The following is a 20,718-nucleotide window of genomic DNA, read 5'->3' as shown; positions in this document are numbered from 1 at the left end:
GAAGAAATGACAAGTCATAAAGCACTGGAAGGCGTCACCGTAGTTGAGTTGGCGACCTTTATCGCAGTACCAGCAGCGGGGCGTATTTTGGCTGATATGGGTGCGAACGTAATCAAAATCGAATCTCCAAGTGGCGATAACTTACGCTATACAGCACCAACAGAAGGCCGTCCGTTAGATCAACATGAAAACACCAGTTTTGATTTAGAAAACGCCAATAAACGTGGGATTGTGTTAAATACAAAAACAGAAGCAGGGAAAAAAATCCTGTTTGAACTGTTAGAAAAAGCGGACATTTTCTTAACTAACTGGCGTCCCGGAGCAAGAGAGCGTGCGGGTTTAGATTATGAAACGTTAAAACAACGCTTTCCAAAATTAGTTTACGCCAGCGTGACGGGTTATGGCGATGAAGGTCCAGATAAAGATTTACCGGGATTTGACTACACGGCATTCTTTGCCCGTGGCGGTATTTTAGGTTCTCTGTACCAAAAAGGCACAGTGCCTATGAACGTGATCCCCGGTCTTGGCGATCACCAGTGTGCATTAGGTTTGGTTTCAGGTGTATTAGCCGCTTATATTCGCGCTAAAAATATCGGTCAAGGCGAGTATGTTTCAACTAACTTGTTGCATACCTCTATTTACACCCAAGCTATCATGATCCAAGCGGCACAATACCCAGATTATGGTCAAGCTTATCCAATCGACCGCCGTACAACCACCAGCCCATTTATTCTGGCTTATAAAACGAAAGATGATCGTTTTATTCAAGTCTGCATGCCAGTTTACGATGCTTATTATCCAACCTTTATTTCTTGTATTGGTCGTCCAGATTTAGCAGAGGATGCCCGTTATACACGCCTACAAGAAGTGGCGAAAAATAATCGCTCTCCAGAGTTGTATGACCTGATTTGGCAGCAAGTTGAGCAAAAAACAGCGTCAGAGTGGGCAGATATTTTCACTAAAAACGATATTCCATTCAGCATTGCACAGACTTGGGAAGAAGTGTTGGAAGATAAACAAGCTTGGGCAATCAACACCTTCTATAACATGAAATACAAAAATGGCAGTGAAAAAGCCTTAGTTCGTCCACCGATTGATTTCTTAGAAAGTGGTTTACCTGAATACCGCCGTGGTCCTTTGTTAGGCGAAGACACACCGTCTGTATTAGCTGAATTAGGGTATAGCGCTGAAGAAATCGCAAACCTTGAAGCCAATAAAGACGTAATGACGTGGAAAGAATAATCCACTTACTTTTTTAATTTTCAGGAGAGCAAAGGCATGCAACAAGACATTTTCACAATGGGCGTTGATATCGGATCGTCTGCATCAAAATGCATCATCATGAAAAATGGTGATGAAATTGTCGCAAAATCATTGGCATCCGTTGGCGCAGGAACATCAGGGCCTGAAAAAGCGATCGCTGAAGTATTGCGTCAATTTGGTGGCTCCCTCAGTCAGATCAGCTGGATCTGCGCAACAGGATATGGCCGTAATTCTCTGAAAGAAGCCAACAAAGAAGTGAGTGAACTTAGCTGCCATGCGAAAGGCGCGCACTTTCTTTTTCCGGGCGTGAAAACAGTGATTGATATCGGCGGTCAAGACGTTAAAGCACTTCATATGGATGGTGCCGGGCGTTTACTGAACTTTGTGATGAATGACAAGTGCGCTGCGGGTACAGGACGCTTTTTAGATGTGATGTCGCGAGTGTTAGAAACCAAGATTTCTGATCTCGCTCAAGAGGGCGCTAAGTCCACGAAAAAAGTCACCATTAGCTCTACCTGTACCGTGTTCTCTGAATCGGAAGTTATTTCTCATCTCGCGAATAACGAAACAATACCCGACGTTATTAATGGTATTCACCGCTCTGTGGCTAGCCGTATTGCCGGTCTTGCAAAACGTGTTGGTGTTGAAGCCCCGGTTGTCATGACAGGGGGTGTTGCCAGTAATTTTGAAGTTGTTCGTTATGTTAGCGAAGAGCTGAACGCTCCTATCGCCACCTCACCATTATCACAATACAACGGGGCGATAGGTGCCGCCATTTATGCCTTTGAAGCGTACCGCCATCAACTGGAAGACGATGCGTTAACAATAGGAACATCAAAATGAGCAATGTAGATATGAATGCGCCGGATTATATTCCTGCGAAAAAACGACTGCAAAAAATCGCCGCTGATGCTTATCAGCGCGCGTGGGATGCCAAAAACAGCGGTGAAAAAATAGGGTGGTGTGCCTCTAACTTCCCTCAAGAAATCGCTGAAACATTAGGTTTATGTGTGGTTTATCCTGAAAATCAAGCCGCTGCGATTGCCGCAAAAGGGGCGGGTTTAAAAATGTGTGAACATGCAGAAAGCATGGGATATTCCAATGATATCTGTGCTTATGCTCGTATCAGCCTCTCTTACATGGATATTAAACAGTGCGAAGAGATGGACATGCCTCAGCCGGACTTCTTGCTGTGCTGTAACAACATCTGTAACTGCATGATCAAATGGTATGAAAATATCGCTTATGAGCTGAATATCCCGATGATCCTTATCGATATTCCTTATAAGAATGACTATGACACCGATGATGTGACAGTGAAATATGTTCAAGCGCAATTTGATGATGCCATCAAACAACTTGAGAAAGTCACAGGCAAAGTGTTCTCCGAAGAAAAATTTAAAGAAGTCTGTGAAATTTCACAACGTACAGGGCGTGCATGGTTAAAGGCAGCGGAATATTGCCAATATGAACCATCACCAATGAACGGTTTTGATCTGTTTAACCACATGGCGGTGGCGGTTTGTGCTCGCGGCAAACTGGAAGCTGCGCTGGCTTTTGAGCAACTGTGTGAAGAGATGGAACAAAATATTAAAGAGAAAAAATCGACTTATCGCGGTGAAGAAAAATACCGTGTTCTCTTTGAAGGTATTGCCTGCTGGCCTTACTTGCGTGCCACATCTACTCCGTTAAAAGAGCAAGGTATCAACGTGACTGCTACTGTTTACGCCACCGCTTTTGGTGTGATTTATCAAAACAGTGACGAAATGATGCGTGCTTACTCTTACGTTCCTAACTGTGTCTCTGTTGAGCGTGCTGCTGATATGCGTATTAACGTGAGCCGTCAGAATAAAGTTGATGGTGCAATTATTCACGTTAACCGTAGTTGCAAGCTCTGGAGTGGCATTATGCCTGAAATTGAGCGCCGTATTCGCCATGAACTTAAGATCCCAACAGTGACTTTTGATGGCGACCAAGCTGATCCTCGTGTTTTCTCTGAAGCGCAGTATGTCACCCGTGTTGAAGCATTGACTGAAATTATGGCTGCTAACAAAGCAGAAATGAAAAAGGGAGACATCTAATGAAAACATTAACGGAGTTGTTTGATGAGTTACAAACCGTGGTGGATAACCCTGTTGCTCAATTAGATGGTTTTATTCGCAGTGGTAAAAAGGTTATTGGCTGTTTTCCTGAATATACCCCCAATGAAATTGTCTATGCGGCGGGTATGGTGCCTTTTGGTATTTGGGGGGCAGAAGGACGTGAGATCTCAGAAGCGAAGAAATATTTTCCACCTTTCTACTGTGCATTAGTGCTTTCTTCTCTTGAAATGGGATTAGATGGCGCGTTAAACAAATTATCTGCAGCCATCATTCCATCACTTTGTGACACCTTAAAATGTTTAGGGCAAAACTGGAAAGCGGGTGTACCACAAGTGCCTTTTATTCAATTGGTGCATCCACAAAACCGTAAAACGCCAGCAGGTATTGCATTCTTAACTGAACAATACAAGAAAATTGCACTGCAATTAGGGGAAATTTCAGGTCAAGCGGTGACAGATGATGCACTGAAAAATGCCATCCATCTGTTTAATCAGCGCCGTCGCGCATTACGTGAGTTTTCAGAGATAGCAGCACTTCATCCAAATTTGGTCACACCACAACGCCGTAATACCGTGATCAAAAGTGGTTATTTTATGGATGTAGTTGAACATACAAAAGCCGTTGAAGCCATTGTTGCACAATGCAAAGCCTTGTCTCCAGAACCTTGGAAAGGGCACAAGATTGTTGTCACAGGCATTATTGCGGATAGCCCTTCTATTCTACAAATTTTGGCTGACAACAAAATGGCGATTGTGGCGGATGAAGTCGCGCATGAGTCTCGTCAGTTTCGCCAAGATATTCCTGAAAACAAAGCACCTTATGAAGCGATGGCTGAGCAAATTGCTCATCTTGAAGGGTGTTCACTTTTGTATGATCCAGAGAAAAAACGCGGTCGTTTAATTGCCGACATGGTGAAAAACACAGGCGCTGATGGTGTGGTCTATTTACTGACGAAGTTCTGTGATCCTGAAGAGTTTGATGCCCCTATCGTGAAGAAATTCCTCGATAGAGAAGGTATTCCTTCCATCATTATCGAAATCGATCAGCAAACCAAAACATATGAACAGGCAAGAACGGCACTGCAAACTTTCGCAGATGTGCTTTCTGCTTAACAACGTTAATTAATAGTCACAAAAGACCTGCGTGATTTACGCAGGTCAATTGAACCCTAACACATATAAGTGGGGCAATCATGGGTATTATTTGTTTAATCATCGGGCTAGCGATATTAATGATTATGTGTATGAAAGGCATACATATTTTTATTTCTGTCTTTACCACCAGCCTGTTTCTTGCTGTGACTGCATGGCTTGTATCACCAGATATGCTTAATCCTGTCGATGCACTATTACAAGTGTATACCGGCGGGTTAGGTGGCTATTTTGGTAGCTTCTTCTTCATTTTCGTACTTGGTGCGATTTTTGGCAAATTAACCGCTATCAGTGGCGCTGCTGATAGTGTTGCCTCTTTTATTATTGGCAAATTTGGTGAAAGAGCCGTTATTCCTTCATTAGTTGCGGCTTGTGCCATTTTAGCCTACGGCGGTGTGTCAGTGTTTGTTGCGCTGTTTACCGTCTATTCAATGATGGTGAGTTTATTTCGCAAAGCGAATCTTCCTCGTAGACTTATTCCGGCTGTCTATTTTGCAGGTGCGGGTACGTTTGTGATGATCATGCCGGGATCGCCTCAGATCCAAAACCTTATCCCAATGAAATTCTTAGGTACGTCAGCCACAGCCGGTTTAGTTCCGGGTATGTTGACTGCGCTGTTCCAAGTCACCTTAGTGATTATTTATCTCACTTGGTTATTTAAACGTGTAAAAGCCAAAGGTGAAGGCTGGGTTGAAGACGAAAAAACAGCGAAAGCAGAGGAAGGTAAAAAAGATCGTCAATTGCCGAATGTACTCGTTGCATTACTGCCGATGCTTATTCTGCTTGTCGTGCTGAATATCCTGAAATGGGATCCGGCTATTGCACTGTTCTGCGCCATTATTGCTGCCCTGATTGTGTACTTACGCTATCTCGATTGGAAAAAACTCGTACCTAATTTAGCCGCAGGAACGATGGAAGGGGTGACCTCCCTCTTTAACACGGCGGTTATTGTCGGATTTGGTGCGTTAGTTATGACGTTACCTGCGTTCAAAGAATCATTCCAAGCGATTGCTCAATCGGGTCTTAATCCACTTGTTGTGACTGCAATTTCAGTTGGTGCCTTAGTGTTTATCAGTGGCTCAGGCTCTGGTGCGTTGAGTATCGCCATGCCAATGATTGCTGCGATGTTCCCTGCAACCGTAGTTGATCAAGGTTCATTACACCGTGTTGCCACAATGGCATCTATGAGTACAACACCGCCATTTAACGGATTAATTATTACTGTCTTTAGCGTCTGTGGTGTCAGCCATAAAGAGGGCTATGGACCTGTGGGAACATTAACCCTCGCTATCCCACTGTTAGCCATGATGTTTATGTTGTTGCTGTACACCTTTTTACCTGCATCTATAGCGACGATGTAGAAATAACGTTAACCGATTAATGCGTGCGATAAGACGACAAACGTGAAATCGCACGCCATAGAGATAACCATCAATATTCTCAGAGGAAGATAAATATGGATTTTCAGCTAACAGAAGAACAAGTCCTGATCCGCGATATGGTCAGAGAGTTCGTTGAAAACGACATTAAACCGATTGCGGGTGCAATTGATAAAGAACATCGCTTTCCAAGTGAGAGTGTTGCACCGATGGCTGAATTGGGACTGTTTGGTTTCAACATTGATGAAACTTATGGTGGTACAGAAGCCGATGCTATTAGTTATGTATTAGCCACAGAAGAGATGGCGAAAGTGAGTGCCTCTCACGCCATGATCATGGGATCACAATGTTCTTTAACAGGGCCAATTATTCAAAAATATGCTGATGAAGAAACTAAAGCACGCATTTTACCAGGTGTGGTTTCTGGCGAAAAATTAGGGTGTTTTTGTTTGTCAGAGCCTAGTGCGGGTTGTGATGCTGCGGCTCAAGAAACAACAGCTGTTCGCCAAGGCGATAACTATGTAATTAACGGCTCTAAATTGTGGATCACTGCGGCGCCTCAAGGTGCTTTCTTTATCGTGTTTGCCATGACCGATAAAAGTAAGGGTGTAAAAGGGATCACCGCATTCTTAGTTGAGCGTGATAACCCAGGTATTAGCATTGGTTTACCTGAAGACAAAATGGGTATGAACGGCTCTGAAACCTGTTCTGTGAGTTTCAGTGATTGTGTTGTTTCAGCTAGCGCTATGTTAGGCGAAGAAGGTAAAGGCTTTAATATCGCGATGGAAACCTTAGACGGCGGACGTTTAAGTTGCTCTGCATTGGCATTGGGGATCGCACAAAGTGCCTTAGATGCCACTATTACTTACACCAAAGAACGTATTCAATTTGGTAAACCCATTGCGGCTAATCAAGGTATTCAATGGGTATTAGTGGATATGGCAACTCGTGTTGATTGCGCACGTATGCTGGTTTATCGCGCCGCTGCCGCCAAAATGGCGGGTCTTCCTTACACTCGTGAATCTGCTCAAGCCAAACTTTATGCGGCAGAAGCTGCTACTTATGTGACTCAAAAAGCCGTTCAATTACATGGCGGTATGGGTTACACCAAATCCTATCCTGTTGAACGTTTGATGCGTGAAGCAAAACTTACTGAGATTTTTGAAGGCACAAGCGAAGTGCAACGTATGGTCATCGCTAAGCATATTTTAGCGTAATGAGATTTGAGCTTATTAATTTGTTGCATTGTGCAAAACGGAGAATGTGAATTATGAAACTTATTGCCTGCTGTAAGGTTGTTCATGACGAACAAGACATCACAACACGGCCTGATCGTACACTCGCAACCGATAATGCGGGTTTAAAAATTAGTTTGTATGACTTGAATGCAATTGAAACCGCCGTAGAAATCGCCTCTACCCTTGGTGATAGCACAGTAACTGCATTAAGTGTGGGTACAAGTGCAATGGTTGAAAACGCGAAAATCAAAAAAGATATTTTATCGCGTGGTCCTGATGCATTAACACTGGTTGCTGATGATGCATGTAGCGCTCTTTATTCAACGGATACTGCCAATATTATTGCGCAAGCAGCAAAAAAAGTGGGTTTTGACTTGTTAATTTTCGGCGAAGGTTCGGGTGACTTATACGCTCAACAAACGGGTTTAGCCGTAGGTGAATATTTAGGTTTACCTTGTGTGAACGCAGTAAACAAAATCACCGTTGAAGGTGACAAAATCATTGTTGAACGTGATTTAGAAAATATCACTGAAGAACTTGAACTGACATTACCAGCCATTGTGTGTGTAACTTCAAGTATTAACACACCAAAACTTCCTTCAATGAAAGCCATTTTAGCAGCGAATAAAAAGCCAGTTGAAAAACTGGGGTTAGGAGATATCGGTGTTGATATTTCTGCTCTGACTGTTGTGCAAACACAAGTTTGTGCACCAGAGCAATCTGATCGCCTTGGTATTATTTTAGAAGGTGATTCAGATGAAAATATTGCCACTTTTGCTGAACATTTACGCCAAGCGGTTAATCAATAAGGAGATTAAAAATGGCTAGTTTACTACCTACTACCTTTGTTTATGCCGAAAAAGCGGATGATTTAGCAAAGCTGATTGCGTTTGCTCGTGGCCTTGGTGAAAAGGTCAATGTTCTCTTTATCGGTGACGATGAAAGTACACGCGAAAGTGTCAACTTAGGGGCTGATTGTGTGTACTGTTTTGCGCCTCAAGAGGGTGTGATTGCTGAAGATTATGCTGCTTCTTTTGCAGCAATTATTAAAGAAGCGGGTGCGAACGCATTGGTTCTACTTGCTTCATCAAAACGTGCAAAAGCGATTGCGGCTCGTCTTGGCGTGACTTTAAATGCCGGTGTTGTCAGTGATGCATTAAGTCTTGCTATTGAAAATAATACTGTGATTGCTACGCACCAAGTCTATGGTGGTTTAGCGCATGCTAAAGCAGAAATTCGCTCATCTTATGCTATTGCCACTGTGGGCAGTGCATTAGATGTGGAAACCATCAAAGATGCACCCAATGCACAAGTGGTGCAAGGTGCCTTTATCGCCCCCGCACATACATTAAAAGTGTTAGCGCGTAAGCCAAAACAAGGCAGTACCGTTGATTTAGGTAAAGCGCATTGTGTTGTTGGTGTTGGACGCGGTTTTGGTAAGGCAGATGATATTGCACTCGCGGCAGCATTAGCGAAAGCCCTTCAAGGCGAAGTGGGCTGTTCACGCCCAATTGCTGAAGGCGAAGGTTGGATGGAACACGACCGCTACATTGGTGTTTCAGGTGTGACTTTAGGTGCAGATGTTTATGTTGCTGTCGGTATTTCAGGGCAAATTCAGCATATGGTGGGTGTGGATAGAGCAAAAATCATTGTTGGTATCAACAAAGATAAAAATGCCCCAATTTTCAATATGGTGGATTACGGTATTGTTGGCGATCTCTACAAAGTGTTACCTGCATTAACCGCGAAGCTTGGCGGCTAATCACCGTAGGTCGCTTAGTAATAATTTGCTAAGCGACCACACATAATAAAAGGATAGGAAAGTATGTCAGACGATATTTTTGACGCCATTATTGTGGGTGGTGGACTTGCTGGTGGTACCGCTGCCTATGTATTAGCACAAGCAGGGTGTGATGTTTTAGTCGTAGAGCGAGGTAATTTCGCTGGCAGTAAAAATATGACTGGTGGACGTTTATATGCGCACAGTCTTGAAAAAATCATTCCCAATTTTGCCCAAGAAGCTCCAGTTGAACGCCTTGTGACGCGTGAAAAAATTTCCATGCTAACGGAAACCGATGGAGTCACGTTAGATTATCAACATACTCAAAAAGAAGAGGAAGCCGCTCGCTCTTACACCGTATTACGTTCTTCATTTGATCAATGGTTAATGGAAAAAGCAGAAGACGCTGGCGCACAAGTGATCACGGGTGTTCGTGTTGATGAAGTGTTGGTGAAAGATGGCAAGGTGTGTGGTGTAAAAGCGGGTGATGATGAGATTGAAGCCCATGTGGTTATCCTCGCTGATGGTGTTAATTCATTATTAGCAAAACAACTAGGTATGACACAAAAAGTTAATCCTCACACCGTAGCGGTAGGGGTTAAAGAGTTATTGGAATTCTCGCCACAACAAATGGAAGACCGATTTGGTTGTACTAATGATGAAGGCTTAGCTTGGCTTTTTGCTGGTGCACCATCTGGTGGATATTTAGGTGGCGGATTCTTATATACCAATAAAAATACCGTTTCTTTAGGCCTTGTTTTAGGGCTACATAATGTTGATAAGTTCGAAAAAACAGTTCCTCAATTATTAGAAGATTTTAAACAACATCCTGTTGTTGCTCCACTTATCAAAGACGGCAAATTATTAGAATACTCAGCGCATATGGTGCCAGAGGGTGGCATGAATATGGTGTCTGAATTAGTCAAAGATGGCGTATTAGTTGCCGGAGATGCTGCTGGATTTTGTCTTAACGTTGGCTATACCGTAAGAGGAATGGATTTAGCGATTGCTTCAGGTGAAGCGGCTGCAAAAGCGGTATTAATGGCGAAAGAGCAAAACAGCTATAGCCAAAAAGAATTAAGTTGCTACCAATCTTTATTAAATGACAGCTTTGTTATGAAAGATATGAAGTTATACAAAGACTTACCTTCTTTCCTCGATAATACAAGATTCTTTACGGATTACCCGCAAATGGCTGCCAATGTCATGCATGACTTATTTGTGATTAATGGCCCAGAAAAACCAGTGCGTAAGAAAATACTGTCTCAAGTTAAGAAAGTGGGTGTGATGAACTTAATTAAAGATGGGTTTAAGGGGGTACGTTCTTTATGAGTCAAGTAAACGTAGACGTAAAATTAGGCGTCAATAAATTTAATGTGGATGAAGAAAACCCACATATCGTCTTAAAAGATGATATTGATCCTGCACAATTTGAAATTTTAATGAAAGCTTGCCCCGCAGGGTTATATAAAAAAGATGAGAAAGGACAATATCTTTTTGATTATGCAGGGTGTTTAGAGTGTGGTACTTGCCGAGTTTTATGTGGTGAGACGATTTTAAAAAAATGGGAGTATCCGTGTGGCACATTAGGCATTGAGTTTCGTTACGGCTGATGTGATAACTCTTATCCCCCCTCTAGAATAACCTCCAAAATTTTAACTAGGGGGGAGATAATTAGCCTATTTATCTTAATGAATGTATTTTTCGATACTCTGAAGGCGTCATAAAAAATTCGGATTTAAATTTTCGGCTTAAATTAGAAATATCGCTAAATCCACATTCATAAGCTAATTGTGTAATATTTTTCTCTGCCAAGAGAGGATTAACTAAAGCCGCTTTATAATTCTCAAGACGTTTTTGGTATATCCAACGAAGTACAGATGTATTTTGTTCTTTAAACAACATTTGTAAATAGCGCACGGAGATCCCACAAGCATTTGCGCATTGATTAACACTTAAATCTGGATCGGAAATATGTTGCTCTAAATAGTGCTGAGCAAAATAAAACAGTGTTGATCTTCCTAAGCTTTGAGGTGGAGTTGCAATACTGTATTCACTGAAAGCAGACGTAATTAAATTCAATAAAATATCGGCAAGTTGTTGCGCATGTTGTGGTGGCATTGAATCTAAAAACGGAATATAGCGCATCACAAAGCTATAAACGAGGGAGCCTGTAATGCTATTGCCTCGTATTGCTCTTGCGGTAAGATTTTGGGTATTACCTAAACGTGATGCCAGTTTCTCCCTTGGGATCAAAATTTTAAATAATGAGTAATCGTTATCAAAAGACCATGATACGGGTCTTGCCATATCAAAAATACAAAAGTCACCTTGCCGTAGAAATGCCGTTCTCCCATCTTGAGTCAGATGGCTGGTTCCTGAACGCTGTATCTCTATTTGAAAGTGCTCTTCTAAGCTAAGTCTATGCGTTAAAGGACGGCTACTCGCCCAGTGACCATTAGACTCTAGCTGAATAAAGCGAATATTTGTCACCTCTTGCTCGACAATGTTGGCATAAAATCGAGAATGAGGAGGCAATTCGACTTCATTGCATTCATAAGACGATAAAAAGCGGTCTTTTATTGTATCCCTGAATACGGAAAACCGATCTACGTCAGGGAGCTCCCGAGTCGTAAACATGCTTTTCATAGTATGCCCACTTTTATTGAAAGTATTTTTGTTGTGTCGCTATCAATCTAGTATAAAAACGACTTAAACCAGGCAAAAATAGAATAATATTTTTATAACTTTAATTTTAAAATTAGAATAGTAGATTTAAATAATTATTAACTAAGATATTCATTATCTTTCTTGTTAATAAATTGAAGACAATATATTTAAAAATTTTTAATTTATTTAAACTAAAGTCATGTAAATTATAGAATTAATTTATAGCATTTTTTATGCTATCATTTCTATGCTCTTAATCCTAAGTTAATTTCCTATCTTTAGAGAGAGATCTCATAAATAGATTAAGAGTGATTCTTATTAATATCTTATTTATTTCATTCTTTTCAGACTGTAAGTTAATATGGATTTTATGTACANAGAGTGATTCTTATTAATATCTTATTTATTTCATTCTTTTCAGACTGTAAGTTAATATGGATTTTATGTACATAATAGAATTGGTTGTTAAATAAATTTGTTTTTTATTGTTAATCATTATTTTATAAATTATATATTAAATAAAATATTTATATAATTTAAGTGTTAATCATATTAGTATTGTGTATGTAACGCTCTTTTTAATATCATGAAATGATAATTGTAAAAACATTTTCATCTATTAAATATCATTTTTTTTTAAATGAATAAGTGTTTTGTTATAAAAAATAGAAAGTTATTAAATAAAAATTCTATAACATTAAAAAAACGACACTGATTGTGTTGTGTATTCCATGCAGTACTATGGATGAAATTAATGAACGAGTGCCTATTCTTACTAGGCAAAATACAACACCCACAATAAAAATAATGATAAAAGTGGTGAGTGACTCATATTGGACGTGCATAGCTGCAAATAGAAGTGATGAGAGAATAATGGCTACCCATTTACCTATATTGCCATACCACATACCGGCATTTAATAGAAAACCTCTAAAAATGATTTCTTCGGTAATTGGGGCGATAAAAATAACAGAAAGGGCAAACAAGAAGAATGCAAACCCTGTAATAGATTCAATCTCTGTAACCCATGAATCGTCTTCAGAGCCTAAAAATAGACTGATAAAATATAATCCCAGTAAGGCTAAAAAAGGGGCTTTTAGAGTACTCCATTGAAGGCGACCTAACGGCATTAGTTTAATATTTTTTTGATAGGAAAACCAAATAATTAGGCAGTAGGGAAGGTAAATAAAAAAACTGATTAATGAGATGATGTAAGACGATTGTAGCAATGCAGCAGGAGCTGGCGTCAGTAATAGGCTAAAAGAGGAAAAGAAATAGCCTATAAAGGCAAGGACGCAGATAACTGAATGATAAATTCGGTCTTTGGGAAATTCCATTTATGTTTGTCCTTTGATGATAGGTTGATATTAATAGGATACAGAGTTTAAACATTAATCATATGTAATAAAAATAGTATTATTTCATTTTGTATAACTCATAATTAATTAATTTTTAAGGTCAGATAAATAAAAATAGAGAAAATAGAAAAAATGAAATAGATCGATATAAATAATAAGATGACTATCAATAAATTATAATATGCTTCATATACTTATCTGTTCTTTAATTTTATTAGAGATAATCTTTTCGTTTCATTATTTTAACTCATTGATTATGTTTCTTGTTTTTGTCGATTTTTGAGCTAATTTTTTAGCTCAGTTGAGGTAATTAAACATAATGCCCCAATTTAATCACTTTGCACTTGGACTCTTAAATCCAAGTTTTGACTCTCCTTTAGTTGATGCTTTAACAGAGCTAGAGTTACTTCGACATTTACGATTAGAAACAGATGTCTATCCACTTTTATTTGCTCAATTGAAAGATATTTTTCATATGTTGGAGAGCTTAGGTTCTGCAAGAATAGAGGGAAACCATACTACACTTTCTAATAGATAAAAATAATGTAGATAGAAAAGGGAAAAGGTGATGAAGTGCATTTGTTAACAACAATTAGCTTAGTCTATAAAAGCAAAAAACCAGCCCTAAGGCTGGTTTTTCTAAAGATGGTGCCCGAACTCGGAATCGAACCAAGGACACGGGGATTTTCAATCCCCTGCTCTACCGACTGAGCTATTCGGGCTAACGAGGCGCATTAAACCGTATTCAGCGGGATGCGTCAACGTCTTTTTAATAAAAAATGCAAAAATAAGTTCGTTTGCTTTCTTTTTATTCTATTCGAGTTTAAATTTTCATCATAAGCTATTTTTTAGTAAAAAACGCTTAAATAACAATCAGTAAAGATATTCACTTTTTTGCATATCAAAGAGAAAACTTTCTCTTTTTTTGATGATTAAATTTGTTTTTTGCTACTTCGCAGATAGATATTGAGTACAAGCAAAAAAACAGGTTATTTTTCTCGTTTTACAACACTCGAAATTAACTTAATGCACCATTTTTTCGGCATTGAGCAATCTTAAGAATATCCTCGGCCAATAATTTTGCTGTAATAATATCATCAGCATGATGATTCACCATTAAACGGCTTAAACAGCCTTCTAAGATGAGTTCCATTTGTTTAGCAACTAACTCGCTGTCTTCGATATCAAGCTCGCGTAGTAGCGTTCTAGAGTAATCAAATGAGCTTTGCTTTTGGCGTTGGCTTAATTGGTGAATTTGAGAGTGCTCATCAGGATATGCGCTACAAGCTGCAACGAATAGACAACCGGGGAAACGGTTTTTTTCTAAACGCATAGCAAGTTGATCGTAACGAGCAAGCAATTTTTGCTCGATAGTCAGCTCTTCATCTAAAATCACTTGGCGTTGCCAAATATCAATTTGCTGTCCATGGTGGCGAAGACAATCAAAAATCAATGCGTCTCTATCAGGCCAGAAAGGGTGAAGTTGGGATTCACTGATACCCGAATCTTGAAGAAGCTCTGGTAAGGTTGCCGCTAAGCCGTATTGCTCTAACTGGATAAGTACGTGGTCTAATAACGCTTCACGTTGCACGGAAATCTCCTTAAATCACGTTGTCGCGAGAACATCATAATTAGCAGACTTTAGCTAAAAATGAAAGCGAGGAGCGATAGGCTAAAATGAAAATACTCCATCTTGCGACAGAGTATTTTCTTATTTTTTATTTCTTTTAAGCGCTAAGCGCTTTTTTGCAATGTTTTAATTTTTTACTTCAAACTACAAAATCATACCGCCGAAGAGGAAACCAAATCCGACAGCTAATACCACACCAATAGTACCAGGGATAAAGAATGGGTGGTTGAAGACTAATTTACCGATACGAGTTGTACCTGTGTCATCCATTTGAACTGCCGCAACCAGTGTTGGGTAAGTTGGCAGGATGAACAGACCAGAAACGGCAGAGAAAGAAGCAATTGCAGTTAATGGAGATACACCTAAAGCTAAAGCCATTGGCATTAACGCTTTCGCTGTTGCTGCTTGAGAATATAACAGAGCAGAGCAGAAGAAGAAGATAACCGCTAATAACCAAGGATGGCCAGTGATTAAGTCACCCGCAGTCAGTTTGATCCAATCGATGTTGCTTGAAACGAAAGTATCACCTAACCATGCAACACCCAGAATACAAATACATGCACTCATACCTGCTTTAAAGGTACTTGAGTTTAGGATGTTGTCAGTTTTAACTTTACAGAAAACAGTGATTAAGGTTGCAACACTCAGCATGATGATAAGAATAGCGTTAGTGGTGTTCATTAACGGTTCTTTCACGATACCTAAGCTTGGGCTGTTGATAATTGCATAGGTAACAACACAGACAACACCCAGTAAGAACAGCATTACAGAAGATTTAGCACCCGGTAATGTTTCTCTACGTGCTTGGCTACCACGTAATTCAACCAGACCTTGTTCTAAACGCTCACGATAGACAGCATCATCAGACAGTTTTGAGTTAAATACCCAAGACACGATGAATGACATCAGAATGATAGCAAGGAAAGTCGCTGGTAATAAGATAGACAGCAGAGTGATGTAGCTTACAGTATTACCTTCACCGACCATTGCTGGGTTTTCCATGACAGATGCCATGTAAACAACAGCAGCAGAGATTGGAGATGCAGTAATACCGATTTGAGCTGCAACAACACCCGTTGATAAAGGACGGCAAGGTTTAATGCCTTGTTCTTTTGCAACTTCAGCGATAACGGGCAGTGTTGCTAAAGAGATGTTCCCTGTACCTGCAAATAGAGTTAAGAAATAAGTCACAATTGGCGCAAGAATTGTGATGTATTTTGGATTACGTCTTAACAGTTTTTCAGTTTGGCCAACAAGGTAATCCAAACCACCAGCAACCTGCATCGCAGAGATTGCGGCAATAACAGCCATAATGATGGAGATAACATCAAAAGGGATTGAACCTGGTTTAACACCGATAGCAGCTAAAACTAAAACCCCTAAACCACCGGCAAACCCGATACCAATTCCCCCAAGTCTCGCACCGAGGAAAATGGCCAGCAGAACGATAATCAATTCTACGGCTAACATAGCGTTTACTCCTTGAGATAATTAAAAAAATGAGAAAGATAAGTTAAATTTTTGTTTTTACAATCAAGTAAAAAGGCACGTCTCTTAAAGAGTCCGTGCCTTGTGTTTTTAAGAGCTCATTCTTATGTTTAACAGTGTCATGTTATAAAACACAATTATTAATCATCGAAGCGTTTTGCTTTGTAAGCCGGGTTTTTTAAGTTCTCAACAGAGAAGATATCATCCAGTTGTTCTTCGGTTAATAAACCTCGTTCTAGAACAACTTCACGTACACTCTTACCTGTTTCAGCACAAATCTTACCAACGATATCGCCGTTATGGTGACCGATGAATGGGTTCAGATAAGTAACGATACCGATTGAGTTGAATACGAAGTGTTCACAGATTTCTTTATTTGCAGTGATACCATCAACACATTTTTCTACTAAGTTACGGCAAGCGTTGCTTAACAGAGAGATTGATTCGAACATTGCTTGACCGATTGCTGGTTCCATTACGTTTAATTGTAATTGACCTGCTTCAGCAGCCATAGTTACACAAGTGTCATTACCGATAACTTTAAAGCAAGCTTGGTTAACAACTTCTGGAACAACTGGGTTTACTTTAGCTGGCATGATTGAAGAACCTGCTTGTAGTTCTGGAAGATTGATTTCTTTCAGACCTGCACGAGGACCAGAGGACAGTAAACGTAAGTCATTACAGATTTTAGACATTTTCACAGCTAAGCGTTTTAATGCGCCGTGAACCATTACATAAGCACCACAGTCAGAAGTTGCTTCAATTAAGTCTTCTGCTGGAACACAGGCTAAGCCAGTCACTTCTGCTAATTTTTTAACAGACAGTTCTTGGTAACCAGGCGCTGTATTCAGACCAGTACCGATAGCTGTTGCACCTAAGTTCATTTCTAACAGTAACTCAGCGGTGCGTTTCAGGTTTTTGATTTCTTCTTTCATTAATACAGAGAAAGCGTGGAATTCTTGACCTAAAGTCATTGGTACAGCATCTTGTAACTGAGTACGACCCATTTTCAGGATGTCTTTGAACTCAACTGCTTTTCTATCAAAACCTGCTTTCAGCAGTTCGATAGATTCAGTTAATTTGATAACAGAGTTATAAACCGCTACACGGAAACCACAAGGATAAGCGTCGTTTGTTGATTGGCTCTTATTGACGTGGTCATTTGGGTTCAGGTATTGGTATTCACCTTTTTGGTGGCCCATTAATTCCAGACCGATGTTTGCGATAACTTCATTGGTATTCATATTTAATGAAGTACCTGCACCGCCTTGGAATACATCAACTGGGAATTGATCCATGTGTTTACCTGTTTCTAATACTACGTCACAGGCTTTGATAATCGTATCAGCGATTTCACGAGGAATAGTGTGAAGCTCTTTGTTTGCTAATGCAGCAGCTTTTTTCACCATTACCATACCGCGGATGAATTCTGGAACATCATTGATGGTACGATCACTGATGTAGAAGTTTTCAATAGCACGTAAAGTGTGGACGCCGTAGTAAGCATCAGCAGGAACTTCTCTTTTACCTAACAGGTCTTCTTCGATACGAGTTTTATTTGACATGAGAACCTTCTTATTAAAATTTTAACTGTCTAGTTATGCGCTTGTTAATAAAATATATCGTTAACGGTTAATAATGTAATATAACTTACCGTTTTGCTTGGTACTGACACGATCATATTCGGGTTGTGAACAAATACCTTTAAGCTGGATCACTTTATACGTAAATAACGTCTAAATATTTTCTTTTTGTGATCTATCTCATGGATTTTACAGTTCTACTTCTCTTTTTAACGCCCCTTGAAAAGGAGTATTAGGCTCCCCATTATTATGTAGATAAACTAAGAAAAAGCGAGTTCGTAAACCATCACCTTAGATGTAGTTCACACTCCTTTCTATTAATAATATGAATCTTTTTTATAAAAAAGGAGAACCACGTGCGTTGGCTCCCATTAATTATTATCTGCCTTCTTATCTATATAGAAGCCGTTATTTTCGTCAATGTGGCATCTTCTATTGGCGTTCTTACAACACTATTCCTTGTGGTACTGACCTCTTGTGTTGGTGTCTCATTGGTAAAAAATCAGGGCGTAAAAAATATCGCTTCAATGCAACAAAAACTTGCGGTGGGTGAAGTGCCAGCAGCAGAAATGGTGAAAAGTGTTTCATTAATACTGGCGGGTATTTTACTGTTGATCCCAGGCTTTTTCACGGATTTCTTGGGCTTGCTGTTGTTATTACCGCCACTGCAAGCGCTATTAGTGACGAAACTGATCTCTCGAATTCAAATTTATTCAGCAGGTCATGGTCAAAGTGGATTTTCTTCTAATCAGAATGGAACAACCTTTGAAGGCGAGTTTCAGCGTAAAGAGGATTCACCGAGTAACCAACTGAATAATAAGACGGAAGATCAGGATAACGACCATTTTTCTGACAAAAAATAATTAGCCCAAAGCATAATCAACTGAAATGGGGAAAATTTGAAAAAAAATCACACTTCTCCCCTTGAAGTTTTACTGGATGCCCCCACCTGTATCGTCATGGTACTGGTTCATTTTGGGCACTGGTATCAACCTTAATCCTGATATGGACTTTTTTATAGGAGCACTATTAATGAAGATTCGTCCATTACATGACCGTGTTATTGTTAAACGTAAAGAAGTCGAAGCTAAATCAGCAGGCGGTATCGTACTGACTGGCACTGCGGCGGGTAAATCAACTCGTGGCGAAATTTTAGCCGTAGGTCAAGGCCGTATTATGGAAAACGGCGACGTTAAACCGCTGGATGTTAAAGTTGGCGATATCGTAATTTTTAACGACGGTTATGGCGTTAAAACAGAAAAAATTGATAACGAAGACGTGCTTATCATGTCTGAAAGTGACATTTTAGCAATTGTAGAAGAATAATTTTTCTCTTTTAAGATCTTCTTAAACTGAACGAATTCAAAGGAAATATACGATGGCAGCTAAAGACGTCAAATTCGGTGTAGATGCTCGTAATAAAATGTTACGTGGTGTTAATGTTCTTGCAGATGCAGTTAAAGTAACTTTAGGCCCTAAAGGTCGTAACGTTGTTTTAGATAAATCTTTCGGCGCACCTGTTATTACTAAAGATGGTGTATCTGTTGCTCGCGAAATTGAACTCGAAGATAAATTTGAGAACATGGGCGCACAGATGGTGAAAGAAGTTGCTTCTAAAGCCAATGATGCGGCAGGTGATGGTACTACAACTGCAACAGTATTAGCACAATCAATCATTGCCGAAGGCTTAAAAGCAGTCGCCGCTGGCATGAACCCAATGGATCTGAAACGCGGTATCGATAAAGCTGTTGTTGCAGCTGTCGAAGAACTGAAAAAACTGTCTGTTCCATGTTCAGATACTAAGGCGATTGCTCAAGTTGGTACAATTTCTGCTAACTCTGATGAAACCGTCGGTACTCTGATCGCGCAAGCGATGGATAAAGTAGGTAAAGAAGGTGTTATCACCGTTGAAGAAGGTACTGGCTTAGAAGATGAGCTAGATGTTGTTGAAGGTATGCAGTTTGACCGCGGTTATCTGTCTCCTTACTTCATCAATAAACCTGAAACGGGTACAGCAGAATTAGAAAACCCATTCATTCTGTTAGTTGACAAAAAAGTTTCTAACATCCGTGAATTACTGCCTGTTTTAGAAGGCGTTGCTAAAGCTAACAAACCTCTGCTTATCATTGCAGAAGATGTTGAAGGTGAAGCACTGGCAACATTAGTTGTGAACAACATGCGTGGTATCGTTAAAGTTGCTGCTGTTAAAGCACCTGGCTTTGGTGATCGTCGTAAAGCAATGCTGCAAGATATTGCAACATTAACTAACGGTGCTGTGATTTCTGAAGAAATCGGCATGGAGTTAGAAAAAGCGACATTAGAAGACTTAGGTCAAGCAAAACGCGTTGTTATCAACAAAGATACAACAACGATTATTGATGGTTTAGGTGATCAAGACGCAATCAGCGGTCGTGTATCTCAAATCCGTCAACAAATCGAAGATGCAACTTCAGATTATGACCGTGAAAAATTACAAGAACGCGTTGCTAAATTAGCAGGCGGTGTTGCAGTAATTAAAGTTGGTGCAGCAACTGAAGTTGAAATGAAAGAAAAACGTGCTCGTGTTGACGATGCTCTGCATGCAACTCGTGCAGCAGTTGAAGAAGGCGTTGTTGCTGGTGGTGGTACTGCTCTGGTTCGTGTTGCTAACGCTCTGCGTGAGATGGTTGGTGATAACGAAGAACAAACAGTAGGTATCCGCGTTGCATTACGTGCAATGGAATCTCCAATGCGTCAAATCGTTGCTAACGCAGGTGAAGAACCTTCTGTTGTTGTAAACAAAGTGAAAGCAGGTGAAGGTAACTACGGTTATAACGCTGCAACTGATGTTTACGGCGATATGATTGATATGGGTATCTTAGATCCAACTAAAGTTACTCGTTCAGCACTGCAATTTGCTGCATCTATCGCAGGTCTGATGATCACAACAGAAGCAATGATCACAGATTCACCGAAAGATGACAAAATGGACTTAGGTGCTGCTGGCGGTATGGGCGGCATGGGTGGAATGGGCGGCATGATGTAATCATCAGCTAACTGTTTTACACAAAAAAACCCGAGCTTAGGCTCGGGTTTT

At 40.1% G+C, this 20,718-nt stretch carries 18 protein-coding genes, 1 tRNA gene and 1 pseudogene; 14 read left to right on the top strand and 6 right to left on the bottom strand.

Going from position 1 to position 20,718, the window contains the following annotated elements:
* Window positions 1-6 precede the first annotated feature (6 nt).
* The 10 genes from CBE70_RS07905 to CBE70_RS07860 all read left to right on the top strand — a co-directional run bounded on the left by CBE70_RS07905 (window position 7) and on the right by CBE70_RS07860 (window position 10,526).
* The gene (locus CBE70_RS07905; RefSeq protein WP_023582975.1) at window positions 7-1,242 is read left to right on the top strand and encodes a CaiB/BaiF CoA transferase family protein; all 1,236 of its coding nucleotides are present in this window, start codon (window positions 7-9) and stop codon (window positions 1,240-1,242) included.
* Between the two features lie 36 nt (window positions 1,243-1,278).
* Complete coding sequence (locus CBE70_RS07900; RefSeq protein WP_100158908.1) at window positions 1,279-2,106, top strand: acyl-CoA dehydratase activase; 828 nt, start codon at window positions 1,279-1,281, stop codon at window positions 2,104-2,106.
* Entirely contained in the window at window positions 2,103-3,344 is a 1,242-nt protein-coding gene (locus CBE70_RS07895) for a 2-hydroxyacyl-CoA dehydratase subunit D (protein ID WP_069369783.1), read from the top strand. Before CBE70_RS07900 ends, CBE70_RS07895 begins: the two co-directional genes overlap by 4 nt.
* The gene (locus tag CBE70_RS07890; protein WP_100158907.1) at window positions 3,344-4,477 is read left to right on the top strand and encodes a 2-hydroxyacyl-CoA dehydratase subunit D; all 1,134 of its coding nucleotides are present in this window, start codon (window positions 3,344-3,346) and stop codon (window positions 4,475-4,477) included. The genes CBE70_RS07895 and CBE70_RS07890 overlap by 1 nt, the downstream gene beginning before the upstream one ends.
* Before the next feature lie 80 nt (window positions 4,478-4,557).
* Window positions 4,558-5,877 (top strand): GntP family permease, encoded by a 1,320-nt coding sequence (locus CBE70_RS07885; protein ID WP_072069069.1) that lies wholly within the window; start codon window positions 4,558-4,560, stop codon window positions 5,875-5,877.
* Between the two features lie 95 nt (window positions 5,878-5,972).
* Window positions 5,973-7,112, top strand: a complete 1,140-nt coding sequence (locus CBE70_RS07880; RefSeq protein ID WP_100158906.1) for an acyl-CoA dehydrogenase family protein — start codon at window positions 5,973-5,975, stop codon at window positions 7,110-7,112.
* A gap of 53 nt (window positions 7,113-7,165) precedes the next feature.
* On the top strand, window positions 7,166-7,942 hold the full coding sequence (gene fixA / locus CBE70_RS07875) for a putative electron transfer flavoprotein FixA (protein ID WP_100158905.1): 777 nt from the start codon (window positions 7,166-7,168) through the stop codon (window positions 7,940-7,942).
* Between the two features lie 11 nt (window positions 7,943-7,953).
* Window positions 7,954-8,895, top strand: a complete 942-nt coding sequence (locus CBE70_RS07870; RefSeq protein ID WP_100158904.1) for an FAD-binding protein — start codon at window positions 7,954-7,956, stop codon at window positions 8,893-8,895.
* A 63-nt stretch (window positions 8,896-8,958) separates the two neighbouring features.
* Window positions 8,959-10,245: an FAD-dependent oxidoreductase gene (locus tag CBE70_RS07865; RefSeq protein ID WP_100158903.1), complete on the top strand. Its 1,287-nt coding sequence runs from the start codon at window positions 8,959-8,961 to the stop codon at window positions 10,243-10,245.
* Window positions 10,242-10,526 carry a ferredoxin gene (locus CBE70_RS07860; protein WP_060556296.1) on the top strand — a complete coding sequence of 95 codons (285 nt, stop codon included), beginning with the start codon at window positions 10,242-10,244 and terminating at the stop codon, window positions 10,524-10,526. Before CBE70_RS07865 ends, CBE70_RS07860 begins: the two co-directional genes overlap by 4 nt.
* A 70-nt stretch (window positions 10,527-10,596) precedes the next feature.
* Here CBE70_RS07860 and CBE70_RS07855 read toward each other — a convergent pair whose 3' ends face one another.
* Together CBE70_RS07855 and CBE70_RS07850 are read right to left on the bottom strand one after the other, a co-directional pair.
* Window positions 10,597-11,562: a helix-turn-helix domain-containing protein gene (locus tag CBE70_RS07855; protein WP_100158902.1), complete on the bottom strand. Its 966-nt coding sequence runs from the start codon at window positions 11,560-11,562 to the stop codon at window positions 10,597-10,599.
* A gap of 710 nt (window positions 11,563-12,272) precedes the next feature.
* Entirely contained in the window at window positions 12,273-12,920 is a 648-nt protein-coding gene (locus CBE70_RS07850; protein ID WP_100158901.1) for a CPBP family intramembrane glutamic endopeptidase, read from the bottom strand.
* 340 nt (window positions 12,921-13,260) lie between these two features.
* Between CBE70_RS07850 and CBE70_RS07845 the strand changes: the two are divergent.
* A pseudogene (locus tag CBE70_RS07845) lies at window positions 13,261-13,473 on the top strand (Fic family protein); the annotation flags it as partial.
* A gap of 114 nt (window positions 13,474-13,587) precedes the next feature.
* On the opposite strand, the gene CBE70_RS07840 reads toward CBE70_RS07845, so the two are convergent.
* From CBE70_RS07840 to aspA, 4 genes are all read right to left on the bottom strand, one after another.
* Window positions 13,588-13,663 (bottom strand) — tRNA-Phe (locus CBE70_RS07840).
* 296 nt (window positions 13,664-13,959) lie between these two features.
* On the bottom strand, window positions 13,960-14,532 hold the full coding sequence (gene dicD, locus CBE70_RS07835) for a division control transcriptional repressor DicD (RefSeq protein ID WP_100158900.1): 573 nt from the start codon (window positions 14,530-14,532) through the stop codon (window positions 13,960-13,962).
* A gap of 183 nt (window positions 14,533-14,715) precedes the next feature.
* Window positions 14,716-16,041 (bottom strand): anaerobic C4-dicarboxylate transporter, encoded by a 1,326-nt coding sequence (locus tag CBE70_RS07830; protein WP_100158899.1) that lies wholly within the window; start codon window positions 16,039-16,041, stop codon window positions 14,716-14,718.
* A 158-nt stretch (window positions 16,042-16,199) separates the two neighbouring features.
* A complete protein-coding gene (gene aspA / locus CBE70_RS07825) occupies window positions 16,200-17,624 on the bottom strand; it encodes an aspartate ammonia-lyase (RefSeq protein WP_100158898.1) in 1,425 nt (474 codons plus the stop codon).
* Between the two features lie 374 nt (window positions 17,625-17,998).
* Here aspA and CBE70_RS07820 point away from each other — a divergent pair, with 374 nt between their 5' ends.
* The 3 genes from CBE70_RS07820 to groL all read left to right on the top strand — a co-directional run bounded on the left by CBE70_RS07820 (window position 17,999) and on the right by groL (window position 20,667).
* Window positions 17,999-18,505: an FxsA family protein gene (locus CBE70_RS07820; RefSeq protein ID WP_100158897.1), complete on the top strand. Its 507-nt coding sequence runs from the start codon at window positions 17,999-18,001 to the stop codon at window positions 18,503-18,505.
* 169 nt (window positions 18,506-18,674) lie between these two features.
* Window positions 18,675-18,968: a co-chaperone GroES gene (locus CBE70_RS07815; protein ID WP_036914050.1), complete on the top strand. Its 294-nt coding sequence runs from the start codon at window positions 18,675-18,677 to the stop codon at window positions 18,966-18,968.
* A gap of 52 nt (window positions 18,969-19,020) precedes the next feature.
* Window positions 19,021-20,667: a chaperonin GroEL gene (groL, locus tag CBE70_RS07810; protein ID WP_100158896.1), complete on the top strand. Its 1,647-nt coding sequence runs from the start codon at window positions 19,021-19,023 to the stop codon at window positions 20,665-20,667.
* Window positions 20,668-20,718 lie beyond the last annotated feature (51 nt).

It is taken from the genome of Proteus columbae, assembly GCF_002777965.1.
GTDB lineage: Bacteria > Pseudomonadota > Gammaproteobacteria > Enterobacterales > Enterobacteriaceae > Proteus > Proteus columbae.
Note: the sequence above shows the minus strand (reverse complement) of the source record. Positions and strands in the feature narration are given on the sequence as shown.

What these genes read in the sequence shown, in the direction of transcription:
- CBE70_RS07895 (WP_069369783.1), top strand. Translation starts at nt 2,103, where the DNA reads ATGAGCAATGTAGATATGAATGCGCCGGATTATATTCCTGCGAAAAAA.
- CBE70_RS07885 (WP_072069069.1), top strand. Translation starts at nt 4,558, where the DNA reads ATGGGTATTATTTGTTTAATCATCGGGCTAGCGATATTAATGATTATG.
- CBE70_RS07905 (WP_023582975.1), top strand. Translation starts at nt 7, where the DNA reads ATGACAAGTCATAAAGCACTGGAAGGCGTCACCGTAGTTGAGTTGGCG.
- CBE70_RS07880 (WP_100158906.1), top strand. Translation starts at nt 5,973, where the DNA reads ATGGATTTTCAGCTAACAGAAGAACAAGTCCTGATCCGCGATATGGTC.
- CBE70_RS07855 (WP_100158902.1), bottom strand. Translation starts at nt 11,562, where the DNA reads ATGAAAAGCATGTTTACGACTCGGGAGCTCCCTGACGTAGATCGGTTT.
- CBE70_RS07860 (WP_060556296.1), top strand. Translation starts at nt 10,242, where the DNA reads ATGAGTCAAGTAAACGTAGACGTAAAATTAGGCGTCAATAAATTTAAT.
- CBE70_RS07870 (WP_100158904.1), top strand. Translation starts at nt 7,954, where the DNA reads ATGGCTAGTTTACTACCTACTACCTTTGTTTATGCCGAAAAAGCGGAT.
- aspA (WP_100158898.1), bottom strand. Translation starts at nt 17,624, where the DNA reads ATGTCAAATAAAACTCGTATCGAAGAAGACCTGTTAGGTAAAAGAGAA.
- CBE70_RS07815 (WP_036914050.1), top strand. Translation starts at nt 18,675, where the DNA reads ATGAAGATTCGTCCATTACATGACCGTGTTATTGTTAAACGTAAAGAA.
- groL (WP_100158896.1), top strand. Translation starts at nt 19,021, where the DNA reads ATGGCAGCTAAAGACGTCAAATTCGGTGTAGATGCTCGTAATAAAATG.
- CBE70_RS07890 (WP_100158907.1), top strand. Translation starts at nt 3,344, where the DNA reads ATGAAAACATTAACGGAGTTGTTTGATGAGTTACAAACCGTGGTGGAT.
- CBE70_RS07865 (WP_100158903.1), top strand. Translation starts at nt 8,959, where the DNA reads ATGTCAGACGATATTTTTGACGCCATTATTGTGGGTGGTGGACTTGCT.
- fixA (WP_100158905.1), top strand. Translation starts at nt 7,166, where the DNA reads ATGAAACTTATTGCCTGCTGTAAGGTTGTTCATGACGAACAAGACATC.
- CBE70_RS07900 (WP_100158908.1), top strand. Translation starts at nt 1,279, where the DNA reads ATGCAACAAGACATTTTCACAATGGGCGTTGATATCGGATCGTCTGCA.
- CBE70_RS07830 (WP_100158899.1), bottom strand. Translation starts at nt 16,041, where the DNA reads ATGTTAGCCGTAGAATTGATTATCGTTCTGCTGGCCATTTTCCTCGGT.
- CBE70_RS07850 (WP_100158901.1), bottom strand. Translation starts at nt 12,920, where the DNA reads ATGGAATTTCCCAAAGACCGAATTTATCATTCAGTTATCTGCGTCCTT.